Origin of the sequence: Corynebacterium sp. MSK019 (assembly GCF_030232425.1) — a bacterium.
In the GTDB taxonomy this organism is placed as follows: domain Bacteria; phylum Actinomycetota; class Actinomycetes; order Mycobacteriales; family Mycobacteriaceae; genus Corynebacterium; species Corynebacterium jeikeium_D.
Genome location: NZ_JASPJT010000002.1, coordinates 37,440 through 63,472, shown reverse-complemented (window position 1 = coordinate 63,472; position 26,033 = coordinate 37,440). Strand labels below are relative to the sequence as shown.

The window sequence follows — 26,033 nt, the reverse complement described above, 5'->3', positions numbered from 1 at the left end:
GGTCATTGAGTAGCTCAACCTGCCTAGTTCTGGGCAGTCTTGCGGGAGACCGTAATCTGCTGCTTCTTGAGCTCGCCCTCGTCGAGTGCCTCGACCGGAGCCTCGGAAGCCAGCGGTGCGCCCTCAGAAGTCTGGAAGGACTTCTTGAAGTTAGCGGTAGCGGACTTCAGAGCAGCCTTGGACTCGTCAGAGAAGGCGACGCCGCCGTCAATCTGCTCGAAGACTGCAGGCTGAGTGTCCTGCAGGTGCTCAAGCAGCTCGGCCTCGAAGCGACGGACGTCCTCAACCGGGACATCGTCAAATTCGCCCTCGCCAGCGAGGTAGATGGAGGTCATCTGGTACTCGACCGGCTGCGGGTGGTTTTCCTTCTGCTTCAGCAGCTCAACCAGACGCTGACCGCGCTCCAGCTGACGCTTGGAGGCATCGTCCAGGTCGGATGCGAACATTGCGAATGCTTCCAGGTCGCGGTAGGACGCGAGGTCCAGACGCAGGTTACCGGAAACCTTCTTCATGCCCTTGGTCTGTGCGGCACCACCAACACGGGAAACCGACACACCGACGTTAATAGCCGGGCGGACACCCTGGTTGAACAGGTCGGACTCGAGGAAGACCTGGCCGTCGGTAATGGAAATGACGTTGGTCGGAATGAAGGCCGACACGTCGTTTGCCTTGGTCTCGATGATCGGCAGTGCGGTCAGCGAGCCTGCACCCATGTCGTCGGAGAGCTTCGCAGCACGCTCCAGCAGACGGGAGTGGAGGTAGAAGACGTCACCCGGGTAAGCTTCGCGTCCCGGCGGGCGACGCAGCAGCAGCGAGATGGCACGGTATGCCTCTGCCTGCTTAGTCAGATCATCGTAAATGACCAGGACGTGCTTGCCCTGGTACATCCAGTGCTGACCCAGTGCGGCGCCTGCGAATGGTGCAAGCCACTTGAAGCCTGCGGCATCCGACGCCGGGGCAGCAACGATGGTGGTGTACTCGAGTGCGCCCTGCTCCTCGAGAGTCTGGCGCACACCAGCAATGGTGGAGCCCTTCTGACCGATAGCAACGTAGATGCATCGCACCTGCTTGCTCGGGTCACCGGACTCCCAGTTAGCCTTCTGGTTCAAAATGGTGTCCAGGCAGACCGCGGTCTTACCGGTCTTACGGTCACCAATGATCAGCTGACGCTGACCACGACCAATTGGGGTCATTGCGTCGATGGCCTTAATACCAGTAGCCATCGGCTCTTCAACCGGCTGACGCTGCAGCACGGTCGGTGCCTGCAGCTCGAGGACGCGGTCCTCTTCAGCCTCAATGTCGCCCAGGCCGTCAATCGGCTGGCCCAGGGGGTTAATTACGCGACCGAGGAACTTGTCCCCGACCGGAATCGAAAGGACGTCACCCGTCCGCTTTACCTCGTCACCCTCTTTAAGCGACTCGAAGTTACCCAGCACCACAACGCCGACCTTGTCGGTGTCGAGGTTCTGAGCGACGCCAATAACGCCGCCCGGGAACTCCAGAAGCTCATTCGTCATGACCGACGGCATTCCCGAAACCTGGGCGATACCATCAGCTGCACTGATAACAACGCCAACCTCCTCGCGGGAGGCCTCCGGGGAGTAGCTCGAGGTGTAGTTCGCAATCGCGCTACGGATCTCGTCGGAGGAGATCGTCAGCTCCGCCATGTTCTTCCTGCTCTCGGTAATATTCTTCCAGTGATTAATCGTCTAAACCATCCGTCAGCCGAGGCCGACGCGCAGCTTCTCAAGCTTTGTTGAAAGGCTACCGTCGATGACCTCGTCGCCAACCCGGATGACCAGTCCACCGAGAATCGACTTATCGATCACGGTGTGGATGGACATCGCCTTGCCGTAGACTCGGCCGAGCTTGTCCGCCAGTGCTCGCTCTTGCTCGTCAGAGACGGCCGTGGCACTGGTCACGCGAGCGACGACGTGGTTCCGCAGGCCGGCGGCTAGCCGGGACAGGGAGTCAATGTCGTCCGCGGGGCGCTTGGATGGGCGGCCAACAGCCTGCAGTGCGAGGGTTTCGGTCACGGAAGTGACCTTGCCGTACAGCACAGAGGCGAGGAGCCCACGCTTGGCTTCGGGGGTTGCGGCCTTGTCGGCCAGCAGCTGTTCAAGCTGCGACTGCTCAGCCAGGATGTGTCCCAGTTGGAACAGCTCAGACTCAACAGTCTCAAGCTGTCCCTGGCCTTCGGCAGAGCGAAGGAGGGCTCGACGGCCCAGCTCTACCAAACCCTTACGCATTTCACGCGGGGTGGACCATACCTGCGCGGCAGCATCCACGACGAGGTTAAGAGTCGTCTCAGATACCTTGCCCGCGAACAGGCTCCGGACAAGGCCGGAACGCTGTTCCGCAGTCGCCGAGGTGTCGGCGACAGCGACACGCAGGCCGCGGTCGGAGTCCAGGACCTCGACGATGTCGAAAAGCTCGGAACCAGTCTGAGCAGCCTGAGCAACAGCGACATTGTCGCCACCGATAGCGGCGTCCAGTCGCTGGCTAAGGGCTGCCAGGGATTCGCGGCTTGCTGCGTGCATGTCGCCTACTTTCCGGCCGGGGCCACGGTGTCAAGGTTGGACAAGAAGTTGTCAATCGTCGACGAGTTACGAACGTCGTCGGAAAGCTGCTCGCCCAGAAGGCGCTCAGCGAGATTGATGGAGTTCTGGCCCATTTCCTTGCGCAGCTCTGCGACTACCTGCTCACGCTGGGCAGCGAGCTGCTTCTCACCGGACTCGATGATTCGTGCGCTCTCGTCATTAGCCTTGGTCGTAGCGTCTGCAATGATGCGCTGACCCTGTGCACGGGCTTCGTCGCGAATCTTTGCTGCTTCAGTACGGGCCTCTGCGAGCTGACTGTTGTACTTTTCCAGAGCGGCCTTGGCTTCAGCCTGTGCAGCTTCAGCGCGTTCAATGCCGCCCTCAATCCGGTCCTCCCGCTCGGTCAGGACCTCCTGGAACTTCGGAAGAACGAGCTTCCAGAAGAGAACCAGGATAACTACCAGCGGGACAACGGACCAGACGATGTCATAGGTCTTTGGCAGCAGCGGGTTAATGGACTCTCCCATCGGGAGGTCACCCGCCGCTAGCAAAAAGGTGAAATCTGTCATGGTTTACGTGTTCTCCGCTTGAAGGTCCGGACTTAGAAAACGAAGCCTGCGACCAGGCCAATCAGGGCGAGAGCCTCAGTGAAGGCGATACCCAGGAACATGGTGGTACGCAGCTGGCCGGCCATCTCAGGCTGGCGTGCCATACCCTCAACGGTCTTGCCGGCGACGATACCGATACCGAGGCCCGGGCCCAGGGTGGACAGACCGTAACCGATGGTCTTCAGGCCAGCGTTGGTGTCGACAGCCTGGACAGCGTCCTGGGCGGAGAGGATGACGTCGTTCATTATGAACCGTTCCCTTTCTTAAAGGATGGCCCCGGATTAAAGATTGTTCTAAGTAGGCCCGGGGCTTTTGTGGGTCAAGTGGGTCTTGCTATTAAATTTGCGAGGCCTTGTTGCCGAAGTTGCGGCCTCATTAGTTATGGGTTAGTGCTCGTCTGCGTGCAGCGACAGTTCGATGTAGACGGCGCTCAGCAGGGCAAAGATGTATGCCTGCAGGAAAATCACCAGCATCTCGAACAGCGTGAATGCTACCGCAGCGACAAGGGTCAACCCGGACAGGGCGGTCCAACCATTCAGCTGCCAGAAGAAGAAGTTCGTGGCACCGAAAAGCAGGACTAGAACCATGTGGCCCGCCAGCATGTTGGCCATCAGACGGATGGTCAGCGTAACTGGGCGGAGAACGAAGTTGGAGAAAATCTCGATCGGCACCACGATGAGGTGGAGTACCGGTGGCAAGTTCGGAATAACGACTGCCGACTTCACAAACTTGAAGAAGCCCATCTTCTTCGAGCCCGCGTAAATGAAGGCAACGTATGCGAACAGGGCCAGAACCAGTGGCATACCGATTCGGGCGTTCGGCGAAATATTGAGGCCAGGAATAATAGCCGCAATATTCATCGAGATAACAAGGAAGAAGATGGTGGCCAGAACCGGAAGGAAACGACGCCCCTCCTTCTTACCCAGAATCTCCTCCGCGATGTGGATGCGGACGAAGTCCAGCATCAACTCCGCAACGTTCTGCAGACCAGTCGGCACGAGCTTCGGACGACGCATTGCGACGACGAAGAACACGGCGACGATCACGGCCATCAAAAGACGAACAATCATCAGGCGGTCCATGGCGTACCAGTCGCCACTACCACCTAAAATGAAGTCGCCAAATTGTTCACCCGGGAAATACTCCTCCTGCAAGTTGGGTGAGTGAAACTCACCCCGCATCTCGGCAAGTGTTGTAACGCTCAGCGTTCTCTCCCGTGATTGGGCCGCTAGAACTATTGTCAAGCGGTGCGAAGGACGTCATTTAACGTGTCGCGCCGCGGATTCCATTCGCTCATCAGCACGGCGCTCACGGGGACCGTACCTGTGGAAATGATAGTTATTTCGCTACAGGCCGTCTTACCCGAAACTCAGGATAACAGTTCTGACTCATTTTCCCCACCCGGTACACCCCCGCGTTTCCGACCCCGAATCCAACAAAGAGGCCGACCCCCTCTGTGGGTTTCGGCCTCTATTTGTGGCATCTTCTGCACAAACTGGACAATATGCTTATTACCTGCGGTTTTAGAAGCGAGTTACAGCCTCTCAGCAGGTCAACAAGTTATTAACGAGTTATTTGTCCTTCATTGGTTGCACATAAGTGAGGTTAGATTGCGACATTCCCCACACTTCTGCACCCAGCGTCACCATCAGCGTGAGTACAACAGTGACGAAGAAAGTCATGTTGTCATAAAACTCAAGATTTCTAATAACAACCAGGACGCCGATTAGTACGACAATCTTCAACAACCAGCCACCCAATACAACGGCAAGCGTGACGGACGGCGAAGTTCGAGCAGTAAAGAGGATGCCTAGAACGGTAAGCAATACGAAGCTTCCGCTAATGCCCGCGCCAAGGAGTACGCCCCAGACACCGGGCATACCGTTTTTGCCACCCCAGACCAGCAGCGAAAGCACGGTAATCACAGCGAGCGCGATTGCGCCCGAGCGAGCAGCAGCCAGCAGCGGTCGCCGCGAATCATCGTATTTAGACTCGGGCTCCGGAGTTGTTTTTTCAGTCACGGTCGAAGATTGTACCTTCTGCGTCCACGTCGACGTCTTATAACCTGCCGGACCCCACTTCCACTTCTGGGACGCGCTCCCGTTGAACGGTCGTCGGCAAGCGCATTGCGACGACGGAGGGTGAAGACAACCGCGATGATAAGCAGGACCCCGAAGGTGAGAGCGACGAATTCAAAGGGGAAAATGGTGGTGGCAACGGCGGCGTACGCGACGACCGACACCCATAGGTAAAGCACTAGCACCACGCGGCGATGACTGTGCCCCATCGACAAGAGGCGGTGGTGAATATGCATTTTGTCGGGTGAGAAAGGTGACTTGCCCTGACTGACGCGGCGAACAACAGCAAGCAACAAGTCGAGCATTGGCACGCTAATTGCTGCGATGACGACCACAACCGGCGAGATCAAAGCGATGACGTCAGCGGTGCCGTACATGGAGGGCGCGATGCGTCCCGACGCCGATACCGATGCCGCTGCGAGCAGCAAGCCGATCATCATGGCACCGGAATCGCCCATGAAAATGCGTGCGGGCTCGAAGTTGTGCGGCAAGAACCCCAGGCAAGCGCCGAGGAGGCACGCGGAGATCATCGCGGGAGGATAGGCAGACACGGTTCCGCCTTGGTCGTGAAGCATGACCATCGAATAGACAAGGATTGCAGCTGCGGCAATCATGCCGAGTCCAGCTGCGAGACCATCGATGCCGTCAACAAAGTTGAAGGCGTTAATCAATGCCACAGTAAATAGGACAGTCAAGACTGTGGACATGATTGGATCGAGAATGAGCGTGGCGCCGCCACTGAACGGGATATAGAGCAGATACCAATTGACGCCCATAAATGACATCAAAAGTGCCGCCGCGACCTGCCCCACCAACTTCGTGAGGGCATCTAAGTCAAAGAGGTCATCCCAAATACCGACGATTAGCAAGAGCGACGCGGCCGCCACAACTGCCCTCATATCTGGAGTCATGGGCGGAAAACCACGGTTGAGAGCCGGCATCACCGAGGCAAGGGCGATAGCTGCGACCACCCCGGAGTACATCGCCACGCCTCCGAGCCTGGGCTTCGGAATATCGTGGACATCGCGCGTGCGGGGCGCATCCAACCAGCCCGAGCGGACCAGCACATAACGCACCACTCCAGTGAGCAAATAACTGACAGCAGCGGAAACTAAAACGAGCATGGCGAGCTCGCGGATGGGCACACCTGCCCCACCCGACTGGGCTGCCAATAAGCTCATGTCCGCCACTAGGTACTACTCACCCACACAATCGCTGCAGATACTAAACAGGAAAAGCCTTAGGTAGACAAGACTACTGCCCCAGCAGTCGCTCGGGCGTAGTACTCAAAACCTCGGCAACCGCCGCTGCTGACACAGCGCCTTCGCGCAGAATCCGCGGCACTGGAGTCGAGATATCGACAATCGTCGATGGGGTGCCAATCGTGGCTTCGCCGCCGTCGACGTAGACAGCCGCTTCCCCACCCAACATCTGCTTGGCACGCACGGCATTGGTGGCCGGTGCCTGGCCGGAGATGTTCGCACTGGACACGGCCATCGGACCGGTGCGGCGCAGAATCTCGATAGCAATTGGGTGCAGCGGCATGCGCAGCATGACCGTACCCGCGGTATCACCAAGGTTCCACGGCAAGCTCGGCGCCTGGTTCACAACCAGCGACAGTCCGCCCGGCCAGAAAGCCTCCACCAGCGTGCGAGCAGCTGGCGAGTATTCGCGGACGAGCCCCTCAATCGTGTTCCAGGAACCCACGAGCACCGGTACCGGCATATCCGGGCCGCGGTGCTTGGCACGCAGCAAGGAGGCAACGGCCTGGTTATCAAAGGCATCGCAGCCAAGGCCGTAGACGGTATCGGTAGGCATAACGACCAGCCGTCCTGCCTTCACTGCATCTACTGCTGCTGCAATTGCGCGTTCGCGGTTTTCATCTGTGCTGCAGTCCATAATCCTGCTCATCAGATTTGTGCTCCTGCTTCAAAGTTTGCTTTTAAGATCAATTTTTGCGTCCCACCGTAAAACGGTCACGGCCCGCAAAGTCACGGTGGACCTCTACATCAGCGTAATCCCAGGTGTCCTTTAGCAGTGAACTGACATCGTCTCCTGAAGAGTCATCGTGCTCGATGCCGATGACTCCACCCGGCCGCACCAGCGCATCCACTAGGTTCATCATAGGTCGAATGACATCTAGCCCATCGTCGCCGCCGAAGACCGCAGAGTGCGGATCAGCTCTCACTTCGGGGTCAACTTCGGTGTCTTCGGGCACATATGGAGGGTTGGACACAACAATGTCGGTCTCGCCTACCCATTCTGCGAGCTCAGCGCCATCATCAATCAGCTGAACATCCGTGACATCGCCAGCAATCAGACGCACACGCCCATCGCCGTACGTCTCGATATTCTTCGCAGCCCACGCCCGTGCCCGCTCAGAGAGCTCCACAGCCACCACGTCCGCTTCGGGTACGGCATCGGCGATCGCCAACGCCAACGCACCAGATCCAGTACACAAGTCAACGATTTTCGGCTTGACGACGCCACTTGCGACCAGTTCACGGGCTCGATCGATTGCCCACTGCGCAAGCAGTTCCGTCTCCGGCCGGGGCACAAAAACACCGGGCCCAACCTGTAGTTCCAGGCTCATCATCGGCGCCGTACCGAGGATGTGCTGCAGTGGCTCACGAGCCACTCTGCGGGCCAGTACCTCGGCCAGATACTTGCGACCGTCCTCATCGGTGTACGGTTCGTCTCCGCGGAAGATGATGTCTGCCGATCCCGCATCGACTGCGGCTGCAAATAGCGCCCGTGCGTCGGCATCCGGAGAAGCCAGCGCCGCGTCGTCAAGCGTGCGACGCGCATAGCGAAACAGCTCGCCGAGAGTACGGACGGAATCCGGTAACGTCGGCGAGCTATTTTCTGCGGGCGTGGGGCTACTCGGCTTCAAGACGCTCAGCGCGCTCCGCGTCGTGGAGGGCCTTGAGCAGGTCATCCATGTCGCCGCCCAGCACCGAGTCCAGGTTGTGAGCCTTGTAACCGATGCGGTGATCGGAAACGCGGTTCTCCGGGAAGTTGTAAGTGCGGATGCGCTCGGAGCGATCCATGTTGCGCACCTGAGACTTACGCTGGTCAGAGGCAGCCTCGGCGATCTCCTCTTCCTTCATCTGCTGCAGTCGAGCAGCAAGGACCTGCATAGCGCGGGCCTTGTTCTGAATCTGCGAGCGTTCCTTCTGACAGGTAACAACGAGACCAGTCGGAAGGTGCGTCAGGCGAACGGCGGAGTCAGTCGTGTTAACACCCTGACCGCCCTTACCGGAGGAGCGGTAGACGTCGACACGCAGATCCTTTTCATCAATCTGGATGTCTTCGACCTCGTCGGGCTCCGGGTAGACCAGCACACCAGCGGCGGACGTTTGAATACGGCCCTGAGATTCGGTAACCGGCACGCGCTGCACGCGGTGGACGCCACCTTCAAACTTGAACACGCTCCACGCACCGTCGCGGGACGGAGTCTTGGCTCGGATGGACATAGTCATGTCCTTCACGCCGCCGAGATCAGACTCGGACAGACCGAGAATCTCGGTGGTAAAGCCGTGCTTTTCTGCATAGCGCTGGTACATGCGAGCGAGCTCACCTGCGAAGAGCGCAGCCTCCTCACCGCCGGCACCGGACTTGAGCTCCATAACGATGTCATCGCTGTCGTGCGGATCGCGCGGAGCCAGCAGGTCGGCGAGCTTCTCCTCGAGTTCCTCTGCCTCGGCAGCGAGACGCTCAGCCTCAGCTGCGAACTCGGAGTCCTCGTATGCCATCTCGCGAGCTGCCTCCAGGTCATCCTGGACCTCAGTCAGCTTCTTGTGAGTCTGAATGACCGGCTGCAGCTCATTGAAGCGCTTGCCGACCTTACGGGCAGCCTTCGGGTCGTTGTGCAGCTCGGGGTCAGCCAGCTGCGCCTCGAGCCCGTGGTATTCGGAGAGGATGTCGTCAACTGCGGAAACCTGATTAGCCATTGAGTATTCCTTCAGATTGTGATGGGTGAAATGCTGGTTGGTGCTGTGGTTTGCGGCTAACCCCAGCTAAAGCATGTCGTCCACATCAACGTCGGCGGCCATTGGTGCAGAAGAAGCCACCTGCATCAGGAATTCCTTGTTATTCCGGGTCTTCTTCAGCTGCTTAATCAACAGGTCAATAGCAGCCTGCGACTCCAGCGCGGAGAGGATGCGGCGCAGCTTGTGCATAATGCGAGCCTCCTCCGTGCTGAGCAGCAGCTCATCCTTACGAGTACCCGACGGGTTGACATCCACTGCCGGGAACACGCGGCGCTCGGAGATTTTACGGTCGAGCTTCAGCTCGGCGTTACCGGTGCCCTTGAACTCCTCGAAGATGACGGTGTCGCCTGCGGAGCCGGTCTCCACCATCGCGGTGGCGATGATGGTGAGGCTGCCGCCTTCCTCGATGTTTCGGGCAGCACCCAAGAAGCGCTTCGGTGGGTACAGAGCGTTGGAGTCCACACCACCGGAGAGGATTCGTCCCGATGCCGGCGAAGAGTTGTTGTACGCACGGCCAAGGCGGGTAATGGAGTCCAGCAGTACGACGACGTCCTGCCCCTGTTCCACCAGACGCTTTGCACGCTCAATAGCCAACTCGGCCACTGCCGTGTGATCTGACGGCGGGCGGTCGAAGGTAGAAGCAATAACCTCGCCACGGACACTGCGCTGCATGTCGGTGACTTCCTCCGGGCGCTCGTCGACAAGCACAACCATCATGTAGCACTCGGGGTTGTTCGTCGCGATAGCGTTCGCGATGTTCTGCAGGATCGTGGTCTTACCGGCCTTCGGCGGCGAAACGATGAGCGCACGCTGACCCTTACCAATCGGCATAATCAGGTCGATGACGCGAGTGGTGAGGATCTTCTGCTCGGTCTCCAGGCGCAGGCGGCGGTTCGGGTACAGCGGAGTGAGCTTAGCGAAGTTCGGGCGCTGCTTTGCCTGCTCCGGATCGATGCCGTTTACGGTTTCAACCTTGACCAGCGGGTTGTACTTGCGGCGATTACGGCCGTTGCCATGAGTGACCTGGCCCGAGCCATTCTCGCGCGGCATGCGGACCTGACCGGTGACGGCGTCGCCCTTGCGCAGGCCGTACTTACGAACCATTTGCGCGGACACCAGCACATCGTTAGAGCCCGGCAGGTATCCGGACGTGCGCACGAATGCGGTCTTGTTATCTAGCACATCGACGATGCCAGCCACCGGCTGGAGAACGTCATCCTCGCGGATCTCGTCCTGACCGCCGTGTCCCCCACCGTTGTTATCGCGTCCGCGACGGTCGCGGCGATTGCGACGGTTGCGGCGGTTACGGTTGCCACGACCGTCATCGTCATGGTTATTGCGGTCGTTATTGCGATTGTTGTTGCGACCGCGGCGGTTGTTGCGGTTGCCGCGGCCTTCATCGTCGTTGTCTCGATCGTGGTTGTTGCGATCGTTGCGGTTATTACGGTCGTTGCGATCACCGCGGTCATTACGATCATTACGATCGTTGCGATTGTCGTTACGCTCACTGCGGTCGTTGCCGTTATCGGAATCATCGCGGCTATCGTTGCTGCGATCGTCCTGATTCTCCTGCTCGCGCTGACGAGCACGGTTACGACGATTTCGACGCTGCTGAGAACGGGACATCTCCTCGCGACCATCCGCGTTGGCGTCGTCTCGCTTGTCGTTGCCCTTGTCGCTCTTGTCGGCGCTCTTACTGGAACCCTTATCCGCGCTTTCCGACGGCGATTCCTTGGCATCCTTCGCTTTGGAGCCGGTATCCGCAGCCCCAGCCGCAGCCTTCTTCGCGCGAGATTTCCGAGCTGGAGCGGAACCAGCAGCCGGGGCACCATTCTTAATGGCCTCAATCAGCTCATGCTTGCGCATGGCGGAGATGCCGCGAATGCCCTTGCTGGAAGCGATTTCACGCAGTTCTGCCATTCGGAGGGCCGCAAGATTCTCTGGGCCGCCTGCCGTGGCAGTGGTGTCCGTATCGGTCACGGATGTCCTTTCATCGACCTTCCCTGCAGTCACTCTCTACAGGGGGCTATGTCATTGACACTTTTTCGCTCTTACTGCCCGCCACCGCGTGTGCTCCGTCGTCGAACCTTTACCACGTGCGGAAAAGTAGCCGCAGCTGACGGGAAATTATCGAAAAAGCCAGGCAAAAGACCTCGACGTTGAAACTAAACCGAGGCATCTTGCCTACATTATTTCCGCATCTCAAACCCGAGCGTCCGGGCTGAAGATGGTTAGGAAATTTTAGGTCCACAGCACCGCAAGACTATGTAGTCGCACTACTGATTTATGTGTTTTCAATGTCACGTTGCGCCATCGCGTTGTGTGAACAACTGCGAAGGTCAACGGCATGCGGAGTACATGAAGAAGTACGTATCTAGCCGCGTATTGAAAACGACCTATTGCCCAAGGATAGTCACCAAATAGTCAGGTAGCAACACTAGTTCTCACCTGCGTTTCGCTAGGTCGCGGGGCTGTGAGTCGGTACTGTAGAGCTCATGCGCAGTACGATGCCTCATATTCCTCTCAATATCGCTCAGATTGTGGAATACGGTCGCACCATTCACGGTCGGACTCCGGTGACCTCCTGGAACAGTGACGGCCCCGAGACCACCACTTTTGCCGCCATCGCCGCGCGCGCTAGTGCGCTGGCACATGCACTTCGCGATGAGCTCGGCATCGACGGGGATCAGCGCATCGCTACCCTGATGTACAACTGCGCCGAACACTTCGAGGTCTTCCTCGGCGTCGCCTCCATGGGCGCGGTATTCCAGCCGCTGAACAAGCAGCTCATGCCGGATCAGATTGTGCACATTATCAATCACGCCGATGACCAGGTCATCATCGCGGACCCGACCGAGATCGAACTGCTCGCCGAGGTTCTTCCGCACTGCCCGCGCGTCCGCGCTGTCATCATTATCGGTATCGGTGATCTGTCCGACGTGGCTGAGCAACTGCCGGATGGTATCCCGTGGTACTCCTACGAATCACTCATCGACGGACGCCCCAGCCGCTTCGACTGGCCTGAGCTCGATGAAAACTCCGGTGCAGCCATGTGCTATTCGACGGGCACCGAGGGCGCACCTAAAGGTGTCGTCTACAGCCACCGTTCGCTGTACTTGCACAGCCTGAATATGCGCACCACTGACTCCTTTGCCATCTCGCATGGAAACCCGTGGCTTTGCTGTGTGCCCATTTATCACGTCCTGTCCTGGGGCGTGCCGCTGGCCTCCTTCATGTGCGGGGCGTCGCTAATCTTCCCCGGCGCGGACCTGTCCGCACCGCGTCTGGCAGAAATCATCGAAACCTCAATGCCGCGCGTAGCTCAGGGCGTGCCGACGCTGTGGATTAACCTCATGGCACACTACCTCAGCAATCCTCCGAAGCGCATGAGTCTGCAGGAGATTTTCTCGGGCGGTTCCCCTGTCCCACCTGCACTGATTCGGCTATGGGAAGAGCGCTACGGTGTCGATGTCATCCACTTCTGGGGCATGACCGAGACTTCGCCTATCGGTACCGTGGCACGCCCTCCGTACGGCGCCTCCGGTGAGGCCCGCGAACGCTACCGTGTCAGCCAAGGGCGTTTCCCGGACATCATGCAGTTCCGCATTGTTGATGACAACGACCGCGTGCTCGACCTGCATGACCGCAACCAGGGTGAGCTGCAGGTGCGCGGCAACACGGTCACCGGAGGCTACTACAGCTCTCCGGAGGCTCAAGATGGAGGCGCCGCGCACTTCTTCCGCGGTGCCGAGGTCGACGAGGCTAGCGAACAGTTCACCGAGGACGGGTGGCTCCGCACTGGCGATGTCGGCTCGATTACTCACGACGGCTACCTGACTATTCATGACCGTGCTCGCGATGTCATTCGTTCCGGTGGCGAGTGGATCTACTCCGCTCAGCTGGAAAACTTCGTAATGGAAAGCCCACAGGTACTCGAGTGCGCGATTATCGGCATGCCAGATAAAAAGTGGGGTGAGCGCCCACTGGCCATTACGGTGCTGATGCCGGAAGTTGAACAGAGCAAGGAGACCGCTGAAATGCTCCGCGATGAACTGCGGCCAAAGCTGCCAAAGTGGATGTTGCCGGAGTACTGGGCCTTCGTGGACTCAATCGATAAGACCTCAGTGGGCAAGTTCGACAAGAAAGACCTGCGCTCGCACTTGAGCGCAGGTCAGTACAGCATCGTGAAACTGAAGGGGCCGGGCGAAAAGTAGGTGGCAGGCTAAGCCACTGGCTCGGCACCTGGCCGCAGCTGCGGCTTAGCCGTCGACCACGACCTTAACCGGCTCACCGATTCCCAGCTCCATGACCTTGATGCCAGCCTCGCGGGCATCGTCCAAGATCTTCTCATCTACTGCAGTAGTTCCCAGAACCATACAGGTCGGGCCAGCACCCGAGAGGAATGCCGCGTAGCCGCGGTTGCGCAGGCGGTTGACCCACTCTGCGGTCACCGGCAGCACGTCGGAGCGGTACGGCTGGTGCAGGCGATCTCGCGTTCCCTCCCACAGCAGTTCCGGGTGGGACTGCAGCGCTGCGGTCATAACCGCAGTACGGGAGACATTGAAACGAGCGTCGACATGCGAAACATCGCTCGGCAGCACCTGACGGACTGCATTCGTGGAGGCGTGGAATGCCGGTACAAGTGCGGTCGCCTGAATGGACTCATGCACCGGAATGCTCACTGCTCGGTATTGAGGAGCGGTACGACCATCGACAGGCTTGTCAGTCCAGCTGACCACTGCCCCGCCGAGAACGGATGCGCCAGCGTTATCCGGGTGGCCCTCGAAGACCGAAGATTCTTGGATTACCTGGTCGTCGGTAAGCGGGAAGCCCGCCAGACCGTTAGCGGCAGCGACACCGGCGACGGCGGCGGCTGCGGAAGAGCCCAGACCGCGCGACTGCGGAATGGTGTTGTGGCAAATAACCTTCAGCCCCGGTGCCTCGACACCTGCGGCGCGAAGGCCCGCGCGAATCGCGCGCACAACCAGATTAGATTCGTTGCGCGGCAGGTCAACTTCGCCCTCGCCGTGAATCTCAACGACGACACCGGACTCGATGACCTCGACCTCGACGATGTCGTAGAGCGCAACTGCCAACCCCAGGGTGTCGAAGCCCGGGCCCAAGTTCGCTGACGAACCTGCAACCGTGACGGTGACCTTCTGACCAGGGAAAAGCTCCTGTGCCATTTAGATATCCATTCCTTCGATACGAATGACGTTGTTGACGGCCAAAACCGCGTCGTTGGCGCGCAATTCGTCAACCGTTGCTTCCAAATCCTTCTCCAGTGCCTTGTGGGTCACGATGACCAGGCGAGCGCCGTTGGCGCCCTCTTCCTGGCGGACGGTGCGCAGGGAGATGTTGTGATCAGAGAAGGTACGAGCGACATCGGCAAGCACTCCGACACGATCGTCGACGTGCAGGTCGATGTGGTAGCGGGTGCGAACGTCACCGAAGTCGAGAATCGGCAGGTTAGCGTAGGTGGAATCTCCCGGTGCGCGACCACCGTGGACAATGTTGCGAGCAGCTGCAACAAGGTCACCGAGCACTGCGGAGGCGGTCGGATTACCACCAGCGCCGTTGCCGTAGAACATCAGGCGACCAGCGGCCTCGGCCTCAATGAAGACAGCGTTGAAAGACTCACGCACAGTTGCCAGCGGGTGACGACGTGGAATCAGCGCTGGGTACACGCGGGCGGAAATGGACTCCTTGCCATTTTCGTCCGTGACTCGCTCACAGGTAGCCAGCAGCTTAATGGTGCAGTCGGCGCTCTTGGCGGCTGCAATGTCGTCAGCGGTGATCTCGGTAATACCCTCACAGTGAACGTCATCAGCAGTCACGCGGGTGTGGAATGCCAGGCTGGCCAGAATAGCTGCCTTGGAAGCGGCATCGTGGCCCTCGACGTCTGCAGTCGGGTCGGCCTCGGCGTAACCCAGGCGGGTGGCCTCTGCCAGCATCTCGTCGTAGTCCGCACCGGTGGAGTCCATCGCATCAAGGATGAAGTTGGTAGTGCCGTTGACAATGCCCATGACCTTATTGACAGTGTCACCGGCCAGCGAACGACGGAGCGGACCGACGACCGGGATAGCTGCCGCCACAGCTGCCTCAAAGAACAGGTCGACACCCGAGGAATCGGCAGCCTCAGAGAGCTCCTCACCGTGTGCGGCGACGAGTGCCTTGTTGGCGGTCACGACCGACTTGCCGGCACGCAGTGCCTCCAGCACAACGCGACGTGGGTAATCAATGCCGCCGATGACCTCGACTACCAGGTCAACGTCATCGCGCTGAACCAGCGAAAAAGCATCGTCGGTAAGAAGATCCTGATCCACATTCGGACGCGGCTTGGTCTTGTCGCTCACAGCAATACCAACGACCTCGACCGGTCCGCCGATGCGGCGCTCGAAGTCCTCAGCCTTCTCGTTGAGCAGGCGGTAAACCTCAGTACCGACTGTGCCAAGACCTAAAATAGCGACACCAACTTTGTGGCCCTCGCCCTTTCCAGGATTATTCGTTGCGGCAGTCATCGTGGCGTTTCACACTCCAGGCTTAGTAAATCTTGTACGGTTTCTCGTCTTAATATTTGGGTCACTTGACCATCGCATACCGACACTACTGGTGGTCGCGTCAGCATGTTGTAGCGGCTGGCCATTGCGTAACAGTATGCCCCAGTAGCAGCGAGCGCGAACAGATCACCCTCGACAATGTCGTTCGGGTAGTTCGCATCGTTAATCAGAATGTCTCCCGATTCACAGTGCTTTCCGACGACGCGGGTGGGAATCCTGGAACCGGACACCTCGCGATTAACAACGCGACCATCATAGTTCGAGCCGTAAAGCGCCGGACGAATATTGTCGCTCATGCCGCCATCGACCGATACGTAACGACGGGTCATGCCGTCATCGATGGTCACATCCTTCAAAGTGCCCACTTCGTACACCGTGACCATGGACGGGCCAACGATGGCACGACCTGGTTCAACAGCCACTGTCGGAGTCGCAATGCCGATACGCTGCGCAAGCTTGTCTACGGCAGTGAGGATCTCGTCGGCAAGCGGAGCAACGTCGAGGGGCTGCTCGCCTGCGGTGTAGGCGATTCCGAAACCGCCACCGAGGTCGAGGGTGTTGAAGTGTTCCGAGATTTCAGTGCCGTGGCGTTCGACCAGCTTTTCCACCAGTGAGAACACGCGCTCGGCGGCGAGAATGAAACCGTCGGAATCGACAATCTGGGAGCCGATGTGGCAGTGCAGACCAACCAGGCGCAGATTGTCGTCCTCTTCTACGAGGTTGGCAGCTTCCAGCGCCGAACCGGACGCGAGGGAAAAGCCGAACTTCTGATCTTCATGCGCAGTAGCAATGAACTCGTGGGTGTGCGCTTCCACACCGGGCTTCACGCGAACGAGCACGTCCTGCACCACGCCTGCTTCAGCCGCCACCTGGGACAGGCGACGCAGCTCCGAACGGGAGTCAAGCACAATCTTGCCCACGCCAGCGGAGATAGCATCACGCAGCTCAGCGGTGGACTTGTTGTTGCCGTGGAAGGTCATGTCCTTGGCTGGGAAACCCGCCGCCAGAGCGATAGCCATCTCGTTGCCCGAGGCGACATCGAGATGCAGCCCCTCCTCCATTACCCAGCGGGCAATGGTCTTCGACAGGAAAGCCTTGGATGCGTAGTGGACATTCTCCGCGCCGCGGAAGGCCTTGGCCATCGAGCGGCAGCGAGAGCGGAAGTCCTGCTCATCGACGACAAAAACCGGAGTGCCAAACTCCTTGGCAATGTCGACCAGGCTCACGCCACCAATTTCCACCGAGCCGGGATTCTCTTCGTCAGCGCTCCGACGACGGGCGGTAGTTGGCCAGACATGCGCTGGTAGTTCATTAAATTGGGTGGAGTCGGGTCGGGTGTAGCCACCCAGTTCGAAACCATTGCCGTCGATAGGCACGAAACAGCTCTCTTTCTCCGTTACCCGGGCGGAGCAACGGGGTGTAGTTTTACGGGCGCGTTCGACTACATGCGCTCAGGTGCAGTAACACCGAGCAGCTGCAGAGCATTGGCCAGCGTCTGGCGGGTAGCCTCAGCCAGGCCGAGACGAGCACGGTGTAGCTCGGATACCTCTTCGTCTGCCTTTGGCAGGATCTGGCAGGTGTCGTAGAAGCGGTGGAAGACACCGGCAAGCTGCTCAGCGTAACGGGCAATGCGGTGTGGTTCCCGCAGGTCAGCAGCAGACTTGATGATGGCCGGGAACTCACCGATAGTGCGGATGAGCTCACCTTCGCGGTCCTCTACCAGCAGGGAGAAGTCAGCGCCTTCGCTGGTCACACCGGCCTCTTCGGCACGGCGACCGATTGAGCACAGACGAGCGTGACCGTACTGGACGTAGTAGACCGGGTTGTCGCTGGACTGCGAAGCCCACAGCCCCAGGTCGATATCCAGGCTGGAGTCCACGGAGGAACGGATTAGCGAGTAGCGAGCAGCATCGACGCCGATTGCCTCAACCAGGTCGTCCAAGGTGACCACTGTGCCCGCACGCTTGGACATCCGGACAGCCTTGCCGTCGCGAAGCAAGTTGACCATCTGACCGATGAGCACCTCGACGCCATCGGCGTTGTAGCCGAGCGCTGCAGCGGCCGCGCGCAGACGCGCGATGTAGCCGTGGTGATCGGCACCCAGCATGTAGATGCACAGGTTGTGGCCGCGGTCGAACTTGTTCTTAACGTATGCGATGTCACCTGCGATGTAGGCTGCGTCGCCGTCGGATTTGATGACCACGCGGTCCTTGTCGTCACCGTAATCGGTGGACTTCAGCCACCATGCGCCGTCAGCTTCGTAGAGCTTGCCGTTTTCCTTCAGGGAATTGACAGCTGCTTCCACCTGACCGGACTCGAACAGCGAGTTTTCGTGGAAGTAAACGTCGAAATCGGTGCCGAACTCGTGCAGAGACTTCTTGATGTGCTCGAACATCATGTCCACGCCGATGGCGCGGAAGTGCTCCTGGACCTCTTCCTCAGAGCCCTCGAGTGCCTGCGGGTTCTTCTCCAGCACAGCAGCGGCGATGTCCTGGATGTACTCTCCGCCGTAGCCATCTTCCGGAGTCGGCTCGTTGCGAGCGGCTGCAACCAAGGAGTCGGAGAAGCGGTCAATCTGGCGACCGTGGTCATTGAAGTAGTACTCGCGGGTGACCCTGGCACCGGTGGCAGACAGGACACGACCGAGAGCGTCACCGACTGCTGCCCAGCGAGTACCACCCAGGTGAATCGGCCCGGTCGGATTTGCGGAGACAAACTCCAGGTTCACGTCGAGGTTGGAGTTGAAGTCGGCATGACCCCACTTCTCCCCCGCTGCCAGGACGTCCTCGACGATCTTGCCCTGGGCATCGGAGGCCAGGCGGATGTTAATAAAGCCAGGGCCTGCGATGGTTGCTTCATCGATGCCCTCAGAAGCGCCGAGCGCTGTGGCAATTTCAGTTGCCAAGTCACGCGGCACCATGCCGACGCGCTTGCCCAGCTGCATGGCGATATTGGTTGCGTAGTCGCCGTGCTCAGGGTTACGCGGACGCTCGACGGTCGGGTTTTCCGGCACGATAGAGACATTGGCATCGTGGGCAGTCAAAACCTCGACGGTGACTTTTCGGACTAGTACAGCAAGATCAGCAGGATTCACGATTGCCTATCCTATTAGGTCAATCGCAGTCGTGGAAACATCAGCCACCAAAAGATTGATTTGAGGGGTATCTGCAGGCCACCGCCTCCGGCTGTCCTACACCGCTTTCACGATCCAGCCGAATTCAGGTTGAGAACAGATTTAATCCGGGTCTAGGCGTAGCATTCAGGTAGGAAATTATTGCCTTACCCCTCAACCCATTTTGGAGCGACCGTGAAAGTAGCACTTTTCGCGACCTGCATCGGGGACATGATGTTTCCAGATGCAGTGAGTGCGACCGCCAGAGTTCTCACGCGCCTAGGATGCGATGTGGTCTTTCCACCACAACAAACCTGCTGCGGCCAAATGCACGTCAACACCGGGTACCAGAAGGAAGTCCTTCCTCAGCTGGACACCTACGCTGATGCTTTTGCAGATTCCTCGATTGATTACGTTGTCGCCCCGTCCGGTTCCTGCGCCGGCGCCGTTCGCCACCAGCATCCGATGATTGCGGGCCGCTACGGTACCCGTGCCCAAGTCCACGCGGCACAGGCCTGCGCGAACAAGACGCTGGATCTCTCCGAGTTCATCACCGATGTCGCTGGTGTGACTGACGTCGGTGCTTACTTCCCCCACTCAGTGACCTACCACTCCACCTGCCACAGCTTGCGGGTGCTCAAGGTGGGTGACCGTCCGTGGCGGCTGCTCAGCGCAGTCGATGGAATCGATCTGCGCGAGCTGCCCGGCGCAGCGGAGTGCTGCGGTTTCGGCGGCACCTTCGCGGTGAAAAATGCGGAGACTTCCGCTGCAATGGTTGCCGACAAGACAGCCAATATCCGCGCTACGGAAGCGGAGTTCGTCACCGCTGGCGATGCTTCCTGCTTGCTCAATATCGGTGGCGCGCTGCGTCGCCAGGACTCTGGCGTGCACGCCATCCATATGGCCGAGATTCTGGCCTCCACCAAGGAGACCCCGTTTGATGTGCACAACCGCCAAGAAGCTTCCCTGCGAGGTGAACAGTAATGGTCGCAATTAACGTCGGCATGCCAGCCCTTCCTCCCCGCGCGCCGCACAACGTCGGGCATCTGCGCGGTACGCGCGGGTTCACGGCCGCAGCGCACGAGGAGCTCAAGAACACTCGCATGCGCGAAAATGTCGGTCATGCCACGCGTTCGATTCGTCAGAAGCGCGCGCATGTCGTAGCCGAGAAGAATGACTGGGAGCAGCTGCGGCTCGCGGGCAGCCACATCAAGCGCGATGTTATGGCGCGTCTGCCGGAACTGCTGGAGCAGTTTGAAGAGTCAGTTACGAATGCCGGCGGTCACGTCCACTGGGCGCGCGATGCCGCCGAGGCAAACCGCATCATCACGGACTTGGTGAAAGAGACCGGCGAAGAAAAGGTCGTCAAGATTAAGTCGATGGCCACACAGGAAATCGGCTTGAACGAAGCACTTGCCGACGCCGGCATCACCGCCCGCGAAACCGACCTGGCGGAACTCATCGTTCAGCTTGCCGACGACATGCCGAGCCACATCCTGGTTCCTGCTATCCACCGCAATCGCGAAGATATCCGCGAGATCTTCCTCAATGGAATCCCCGGAGTCGACCCGGACCTGAAAGCCAATCCGGCCGATCTGGCCGAGGCATCCCGTAAGTTCCTGCGCGAGCAGTTTATGGAGGCCAAGGTTGCGATTTCCGGCGCCAACTTCGGTGTGGCCGAAACCGGTACTGTGGCCGTCGTCGAGTCAGAGGGCAACGGCCGGATGTGTCTCACGCTGCCGGAAACACTGATTTCGGTGATGGGTATTGAGAAGCTGCTTCCCACCTTCCAGGATCTGGAAGTGTTCTTGCAGCTACTGCCACGGTCGTCGACAGGCGAGCGTATGAATCCCTACACCTCTCTGTGGACGGGAACGACCGACGGCGACGGCCCGAAGAATTTCCACATTGTGTTGCTGGACAATGGGCGCTCGGCCACTCTTGCAGATCCGATTGGGCGTGAAGCGCTGAAGTGCATTCGCTGCTCGGCATGCCTGAATATCTGCCCTGTTTATGAACACGTGGGCGGGCACGCTTACGGTTCGGTCTACCCGGGCCCGATTGGTACGATTTTGTCCCCGCAGCTCACTGGCATGGATTCCTACGATGATCCGAATGCTTCGCTGCCCTATGCGTCTTCGCTGTGCGGGGCTTGCTTTGAGGTCTGCCCGGTGCGAATTGACATCCCTGCGGCACTGCTGGAGCTGCGTCACCGTAAGGTCACGGAGCACCGCCCGCCGGTGGAGGGCAAGCTGTTTGCCACGCTCGGGTTCATCATGGGCAATCAGAAGCTCTGGAACATGAGCGCAAAGATGGCCTCCCTCGCCCGCGTACTCGGTTTGAAGGACGGCGAGATTCACGCCCTGCCGCTGTTCCTCAGCGGGTGGTCGGATGCGCGTGATACCCCAGTTCCGCCGAAGAAGCCGTTCCGCTCACTGTGGGGTTCGAAGGATTTCTCGGCGCAGCTGACCCGCGAATCGACCAATCAGGTTCCGACGAAGATTAATGGCCAAAGCGAAAAGGAGTCCTAGCGATGACCAACTCTGGCGCCAAAAACGACATTCTCGGCCGCATCCGCAACGCGCAGAAGATTGCCTTTGAGGGCCGCGATTTAGCCTCTGACGTGGGCATTATCACCGGCGAGCCCGGCGCGCACTTCTCCGTTCCACGCGACTATGAACGAAGCTCGGAGCTGCCCCACAAGGACATCGTTTCGCTTGCCGACGAACGCATCGCCGATTACAAAGCCGATGTGCGCCGTTGTGGCAGCTCGGCAACTGAAATCAATGACGCAGTGAAGAAGGCTATTGCGGATGTTGGGGCCTCGCTGATTGGTATCCCCGAGGGCTTGGACCGCGACTGGGTTGCGGGGCTTGGCTCTGGCGAGACTGCTGAAGGGGCGACCGAAATCCGCGTCGATACCGGTTTCAACGCCCGCGAACTGGACGAACTCGATGCCATTGTCACCAGCTCTGCGGTTACCTGCGCGGAGACCGGCACCATTTTCCTGGACGGCTCCGCTACCTCCGGGCGCCGAGCCCTGACCTTGGTGCCGGATAAGCATATTTGTGTCGTCCCAGCAGAAACGATTGTCTCTGGCATTCCGGAGGCCATTTCCCGCCTGCGAGAGGTTGACCCCACGGCTCCAATCACTATGATTTCCGGGCCTTCTGCGACCTCGGATATCGAGCTTTCCCGCGTCGAAGGTGTCCACGGCCCGCGCACCTTGATTGTGATTATTGCTGGGTAGGGGCGAATACTCCCTGTTATCGCCCTGGCCAGTACCTTTTGACTGACACGAATAGCATCACCGCTACCGCCACGATTGTCACCGCAGCGGTAGCGCCAACATGGTGCCGCGGCACATTTGATGCAACTACCAGCACAATAACCAGCGCAAGGACTGCAGCCCAACCTTGTCGCGCCCTTTTATCCCATTTGAAGGCTTTGTCCTCCCAGTCCGGGTCAAAGACCCCTTCCCTATTGCGGTAATCAAAAACGAACTGAACCGCGATTAGTAGCAACACACCGGGAAAAATCCACTTAGTTGTCAATCCCGCCCATGCAATGACTCCGATTAAGAACCCGAAAATGGCAGCATAGATAACTGCTTGTCCCCATACTGCACTAGGGCTTTTGGGTCTTTTCAGCGCAACTTCGGTTTCCGTCATAGATTCCAGGCTAAACCTCAAATCGAAGCTCCACAGCGGTTTCAACCAAACCTCGGAATATTGACATGACAACAATGCGTTATGGAAAATGAAACAACCTAGCTAAAGGAGCCTTCCATGAGCGCAATCATTCAAAAGTTCTCAGTAGCCGACAACCCACAGCTCCCCGGCATGGATCCCTTCCTGTTCGCGGTCCACCATTACGACCTATACCCGCAGGCCAAGGGCACAACCATGACACCAGATGCCTCGCTGCTCGGCCGTAATATCGGCATGGACTTTTCCGGCAAGGACGGCTGGTCCATGTACCACGGCACAACCGTCCCCGGCTTCCCCTCCCACCCACACCGCGGCTTTGAAACTATCTCGATTGTCGAGGAAGGTTACGTCGACCACACCGACTCCGAAGGTGCACAGGCTCGTTACGGCGACGGCGACACTCAGTGGCTGACCACCGGCGCAGGCACTGCGCATGCTGAAATGTTCCCGCTTCTGCATAACGACGGCCCCAATCCTCACCACATGTTTCAGATTTGGCTGAACCTGCCGCCCGAAGGCAAGGAGGCAAAGCCGCACTTCCAGATGTTTTGGACAGAAGACACTCCGCACGTCACCGGCACTGATGACAATGGCCACGGCTACGACGTAAAGGTCATCGCGGGCGCATTCGGCGATACTCAGCCGCTTGCTCCACCACCGGAATCCTGGGCCGCTGCACCAGATTCCGATGTAGCCGTGTGGGTGCTGCGCCTGCAACCGGGCGCACAGCTAACGTTGCCACCAACCAATTATGCCGAGACAATTCGGACTCTCTACTCTCTACGCGGCAGGCTCACTATCGAGGGCGAAACGCTGGTGCAAGAGGGCGCAGTGCTGCGCTCAACCGAGGCACTGGACATTTCTGCAGGTGACGAGGGGGCCTTCGCGCTCATCCTCCAAGGCCGACCAATTGGCGCTCCCGTGTATCAGCATGGCCCGTTTGTCGCGAATAGCCGCGAAGAGCTCGTTGAGGCATTCGATGCCTACCAGCGTGGCGAGTTCGGCGCATGGCGGTTTGATTCCAACGATCCGGTTGCACCCTTTGAAGAGGGGCGCTTTGCCCGCTATCCGGACGGTACGGTTCGTCGCCCGGTCAATTAACCGGGATCCCCCGACGGGCTGCACATGTGAAACTGTGTGAGTTTATGACACTTTCAGGCCATTTTTTGGGTCATTTTTGTCATAAACGCAGTCAGTAACTCGGATTGGCCCGCTTCCGCCAGGTACACCCGAAACAAAAATCCCTCAAGCAACCAGGCGAATCTAATCGAACCAAACCGCTTAAGGGATAAGACGTGCCCCCGAGAGGAGTCGAACCTCCGACCTTCGGTACCGGAAACCGGCGCTCTATCCACTGAGCTACGGGGGCGTGTGGCACAAGCACAACAAGTGCAACGAGAAAAGATGTTACCACTTGGCTGGGGCGATTAGCGAAATGCCCCGCACCCCAGCCAAATCCGCACTATGCGGCCTCAGAAACCTGGTCTTCCTCAATAGGACACACCACAGGAACGCCTCCATCATTAAGCACGCGGGCTCGAATTCCATAGACGCGGGCCAAAAGATCCGGTGTGAGAACGTCAGCAGGACTCCCCTGGGCAACCACGTGGCCGTCGTGAAGCATGACAAGCTCATCGCAGTAGCGGGCTGCGAGATTGAGATCGTGGATTGCCACGAGCGCCAAGGAGCTCCGTGAGGCGACTTCCGCGCGGACGAGCTGTAGGAGTTCCACCTGGTGGCGCAGGTCGAGGGCGGAGGTGGGTTCGTCGAGAAGCATGACCTCGGGATCGCGGACAAACATCTGCGCGACGGCGACGAGCTGACGCTGACCGCCGGAGAGCTCGCCGACGAAGCGGTCGGCAAGGTGCTCAATACCAACCTTCCGGAGAACCGCCGCAGTATGCTCAATCTCGGAGCCGCGCACGCGCAGACGCCCGGCGCGCCGGCCAGAGACCAGTACCGATTCGAATGCGGTCAGCGAGGCACTTGCTGGCAAATCCTGGGGCACGTAGCCGACGACATCGCGCAGTTCGGAGCCGACGACCCGCTCATTGTCACGGGTCAGTGCAATCTCCCCGGCCATTGGCTTTCGAATCCCCGCCAGGGTGGTCATCAGTGTGGACTTACCCGCAGCGTTTGGCCCGAGCAAACCCGTCACCGTACCCGGCTTCAGCGTGCGCATCGACGCCCCGCGCAGCACCTTCCGCTTACCATAGCCTGCAGCTACTTCGTTGACATCGAGAAATACGCCCATTAGTTCCACACCGTCCTCTTACGCAGGAAAACCAAACCGACAAAGAATGGGACACCGACGATTGCGGTAATGATGCCAATCGGCACTGCCACACCCGGCACCACCGTGATGGATACCGCATGAGCTGCCGCAAGCAGCGCCGCGCCTGCCGCCATCGATGCCGGGGCAAAGAAGCGCTGTTCTTCACCGACCAGCATGCGCGCAATGTGTGGACCGACCAGTCCGATGAAGCCGATGATGCCGGCAAAGGCCACTGCGGTTGCCGCCAGCAGCGAGGCTACAATCAGCGTCGCAATGCGCAGCCTATCCACATTGATGCCCACGGCTTTTGCGCGGGCATCGCCAAGCCGCAACACCGTCAGCGCCCACGCATAGCGAATGGTGAACGGAATGGCGATCAGCAGCGCCGCCGCAATAATGCCGTTGGCCACCCAGTTCGCGCGCTGTAGCGAGCCCATCGTCCAGAACACAATCTGCTGGAGCGCCTCGGTAGTCGCGCGGTATTGCAACAGCGCCAACAGCGCTTGGAATAGAAACACCAGACCAATACCCAGCAGAATCATCGATTCCTTACCCGAGCCGCGCCATACCGACGCCGCCGCCACAATCGCCACCGCGATGACGGATGATACCCAGGCCACGGCCGCCAGGTTGAACTGCGCATGCGGAATAATCACCCAGCCCAGCACAATCGATGCCGCCCCACCGAACGCCGCTGCAGCCGAAATACCGAGGGTAAACGGCTCCGCCAGTGGGTTGTCGAGGATTGTCTGCATCTGTGCACCGGCAAGCGACAGCGCTGCACCAATCAGCACTGCCATCACTGATGCAGGAAGGCGCAGCTTCCACAGCACCGTACGAGTGGTTTCATCAACGTCATTCGGGCTCACGATACCCCGCACGACATCCCCCACACTCAGTGACATCGGCCCCACGATCGTCGCTACTACAAACGCGCACACGGCCAGCCCCACCAGCACCGCAATAACGGCAATCTTCCGGGCGGAGCGTCGTCGGTACTGTCGCGCAGAGTCGTAGGTCGTGCTTGACGACGGACACTCGTGCTGTTCGGTGGCGGGCTGCGACTCTTGACCGCCACTGTCGTTGGTGGAGGTGGGCTCGCGGGGTTCGTCGTCAAGCCCTGACGCGGGAGCGTGCAGATTGGTGTAAGTCATCGGA

At 59.2% G+C, this 26,033-nt stretch carries 23 protein-coding genes and 1 tRNA gene; 5 read left to right on the top strand and 19 right to left on the bottom strand.

Going from position 1 to position 26,033, the window contains the following annotated elements:
- Positions 1-23: 23 nt before the first annotated feature.
- The 11 genes from atpA to rho form a co-directional block, all read right to left on the bottom strand.
- Positions 24-1,667 carry a F0F1 ATP synthase subunit alpha gene (gene atpA, locus QP982_RS01490; RefSeq protein WP_005509387.1) on the bottom strand — a complete coding sequence of 548 codons (1,644 nt, stop codon included), beginning with the start codon at positions 1,665-1,667 and terminating at the stop codon, positions 24-26.
- 54 nt (positions 1,668-1,721) lie between these two features.
- Positions 1,722-2,540 (bottom strand): F0F1 ATP synthase subunit delta, encoded by an 819-nt coding sequence (locus QP982_RS01485; RefSeq protein WP_016422457.1) that lies wholly within the window; start codon positions 2,538-2,540, stop codon positions 1,722-1,724.
- 5 nt (positions 2,541-2,545) lie between these two features.
- Positions 2,546-3,109, bottom strand: coding sequence for a F0F1 ATP synthase subunit B (locus QP982_RS01480; protein WP_005509352.1), 564 nt, complete (start codon positions 3,107-3,109; stop codon positions 2,546-2,548).
- A gap of 32 nt (positions 3,110-3,141) precedes the next feature.
- Positions 3,142-3,393: an ATP synthase F0 subunit C gene (locus QP982_RS01475; protein ID WP_016422456.1), complete on the bottom strand. Its 252-nt coding sequence runs from the start codon at positions 3,391-3,393 to the stop codon at positions 3,142-3,144.
- A 141-nt stretch (positions 3,394-3,534) separates the two neighbouring features.
- The gene (gene atpB / locus QP982_RS01470; protein ID WP_016422455.1) at positions 3,535-4,329 is read right to left on the bottom strand and encodes a F0F1 ATP synthase subunit A; all 795 of its coding nucleotides are present in this window, start codon (positions 4,327-4,329) and stop codon (positions 3,535-3,537) included.
- A gap of 390 nt (positions 4,330-4,719) precedes the next feature.
- On the bottom strand, positions 4,720-5,169 hold the full coding sequence (locus QP982_RS01465; protein ID WP_088611475.1) for a Cg1360 family ATP-synthase-associated protein: 450 nt from the start codon (positions 5,167-5,169) through the stop codon (positions 4,720-4,722).
- A complete protein-coding gene (locus QP982_RS01460) occupies positions 5,166-6,398 on the bottom strand; it encodes a glycosyltransferase family 4 protein (protein ID WP_284870166.1) in 1,233 nt (410 codons plus the stop codon). Before QP982_RS01460 ends, QP982_RS01465 begins: the two co-directional genes overlap by 4 nt.
- Before the next feature lie 82 nt (positions 6,399-6,480).
- Positions 6,481-7,137, bottom strand: a complete 657-nt coding sequence (locus QP982_RS01455) for an L-threonylcarbamoyladenylate synthase (RefSeq protein WP_005509411.1) — start codon at positions 7,135-7,137, stop codon at positions 6,481-6,483.
- Positions 7,138-7,174: 37 nt separating this feature from the next.
- Positions 7,175-8,119 carry a peptide chain release factor N(5)-glutamine methyltransferase gene (gene prmC / locus QP982_RS01450; protein WP_256881413.1) on the bottom strand — a complete coding sequence of 315 codons (945 nt, stop codon included), beginning with the start codon at positions 8,117-8,119 and terminating at the stop codon, positions 7,175-7,177.
- The gene (gene prfA / locus QP982_RS01445) at positions 8,106-9,179 is read right to left on the bottom strand and encodes a peptide chain release factor 1 (RefSeq protein WP_005509382.1); all 1,074 of its coding nucleotides are present in this window, start codon (positions 9,177-9,179) and stop codon (positions 8,106-8,108) included. The genes prmC and prfA overlap by 14 nt, the downstream gene beginning before the upstream one ends.
- Positions 9,180-9,245: 66 nt before the next feature.
- The gene (gene rho, locus QP982_RS01440) at positions 9,246-11,198 is read right to left on the bottom strand and encodes a transcription termination factor Rho (protein ID WP_069358826.1); all 1,953 of its coding nucleotides are present in this window, start codon (positions 11,196-11,198) and stop codon (positions 9,246-9,248) included.
- Between the two features lie 515 nt (positions 11,199-11,713).
- On the opposite strand from rho, the gene QP982_RS01435 reads away from it, so the two are divergent.
- Entirely contained in the window at positions 11,714-13,432 is a 1,719-nt protein-coding gene (locus QP982_RS01435) for a long-chain fatty-acid--CoA ligase (protein WP_284870109.1), read from the top strand.
- Positions 13,433-13,477: 45 nt separating this feature from the next.
- Here the strand turns inward: QP982_RS01435 and thrB are convergent, their stop codons facing one another.
- The 4 genes from thrB to argS form a co-directional block, all read right to left on the bottom strand.
- Positions 13,478-14,404, bottom strand: coding sequence for a homoserine kinase (gene thrB / locus QP982_RS01430; RefSeq protein WP_005509404.1), 927 nt, complete (start codon positions 14,402-14,404; stop codon positions 13,478-13,480).
- Positions 14,405-15,739 (bottom strand): homoserine dehydrogenase, encoded by a 1,335-nt coding sequence (locus QP982_RS01425; protein ID WP_016422448.1) that lies wholly within the window; start codon positions 15,737-15,739, stop codon positions 14,405-14,407.
- Positions 15,736-17,154, bottom strand: a complete 1,419-nt coding sequence (gene lysA, locus QP982_RS01420) for a diaminopimelate decarboxylase (RefSeq protein ID WP_069358827.1) — start codon at positions 17,152-17,154, stop codon at positions 15,736-15,738. The genes QP982_RS01425 and lysA overlap by 4 nt, the downstream gene beginning before the upstream one ends.
- 65 nt (positions 17,155-17,219) lie before the next feature.
- Positions 17,220-18,872 carry an arginine--tRNA ligase gene (gene argS / locus QP982_RS01415; protein WP_284870107.1) on the bottom strand — a complete coding sequence of 551 codons (1,653 nt, stop codon included), beginning with the start codon at positions 18,870-18,872 and terminating at the stop codon, positions 17,220-17,222.
- Between the two features lie 213 nt (positions 18,873-19,085).
- Between argS and QP982_RS01410 the strand changes: the two genes are divergently transcribed.
- The 3 genes from QP982_RS01410 to QP982_RS01400 are packed head-to-tail and all read left to right on the top strand — an operon-like array spanning position 19,086 to position 22,140.
- A complete protein-coding gene (locus QP982_RS01410; RefSeq protein WP_070595721.1) occupies positions 19,086-19,874 on the top strand; it encodes a (Fe-S)-binding protein in 789 nt (262 codons plus the stop codon).
- Positions 19,874-21,421: a LutB/LldF family L-lactate oxidation iron-sulfur protein gene (locus QP982_RS01405; RefSeq protein ID WP_284870106.1), complete on the top strand. Its 1,548-nt coding sequence runs from the start codon at positions 19,874-19,876 to the stop codon at positions 21,419-21,421. The genes QP982_RS01410 and QP982_RS01405 overlap by 1 nt, the downstream gene beginning before the upstream one ends.
- A 2-nt stretch (positions 21,422-21,423) precedes the next feature.
- Complete coding sequence (locus tag QP982_RS01400; RefSeq protein WP_016422443.1) at positions 21,424-22,140, top strand: LutC/YkgG family protein; 717 nt, start codon at positions 21,424-21,426, stop codon at positions 22,138-22,140.
- Positions 22,141-22,156: 16 nt separating this feature from the next.
- On the opposite strand, the gene QP982_RS01395 is transcribed toward QP982_RS01400, so the two are convergent.
- The gene (locus QP982_RS01395; protein ID WP_284870105.1) at positions 22,157-22,561 is read right to left on the bottom strand and encodes a hypothetical protein; all 405 of its coding nucleotides are present in this window, start codon (positions 22,559-22,561) and stop codon (positions 22,157-22,159) included.
- A 117-nt stretch (positions 22,562-22,678) separates the two neighbouring features.
- Between QP982_RS01395 and QP982_RS01390 the strand changes: the two genes are divergently transcribed.
- Positions 22,679-23,701 carry a pirin family protein gene (locus QP982_RS01390; protein WP_049190085.1) on the top strand — a complete coding sequence of 341 codons (1,023 nt, stop codon included), beginning with the start codon at positions 22,679-22,681 and terminating at the stop codon, positions 23,699-23,701.
- Between the two features lie 195 nt (positions 23,702-23,896).
- Here QP982_RS01390 and QP982_RS01385 read toward each other — a convergent pair.
- The 3 genes from QP982_RS01385 to QP982_RS01375 all read right to left on the bottom strand — a co-directional run bounded on the left by QP982_RS01385 (position 23,897) and on the right by QP982_RS01375 (position 26,029).
- Positions 23,897-23,969, bottom strand: a tRNA-Arg gene (locus tag QP982_RS01385).
- A 93-nt stretch (positions 23,970-24,062) separates the two neighbouring features.
- Positions 24,063-24,854: an ABC transporter ATP-binding protein gene (locus tag QP982_RS01380; RefSeq protein WP_069358831.1), complete on the bottom strand. Its 792-nt coding sequence runs from the start codon at positions 24,852-24,854 to the stop codon at positions 24,063-24,065.
- Positions 24,854-26,029 carry a FecCD family ABC transporter permease gene (locus tag QP982_RS01375; protein WP_049194113.1) on the bottom strand — a complete coding sequence of 392 codons (1,176 nt, stop codon included), beginning with the start codon at positions 26,027-26,029 and terminating at the stop codon, positions 24,854-24,856. The genes QP982_RS01380 and QP982_RS01375 overlap by 1 nt, the downstream gene beginning before the upstream one ends.
- Positions 26,030-26,033 lie beyond the last annotated feature (4 nt).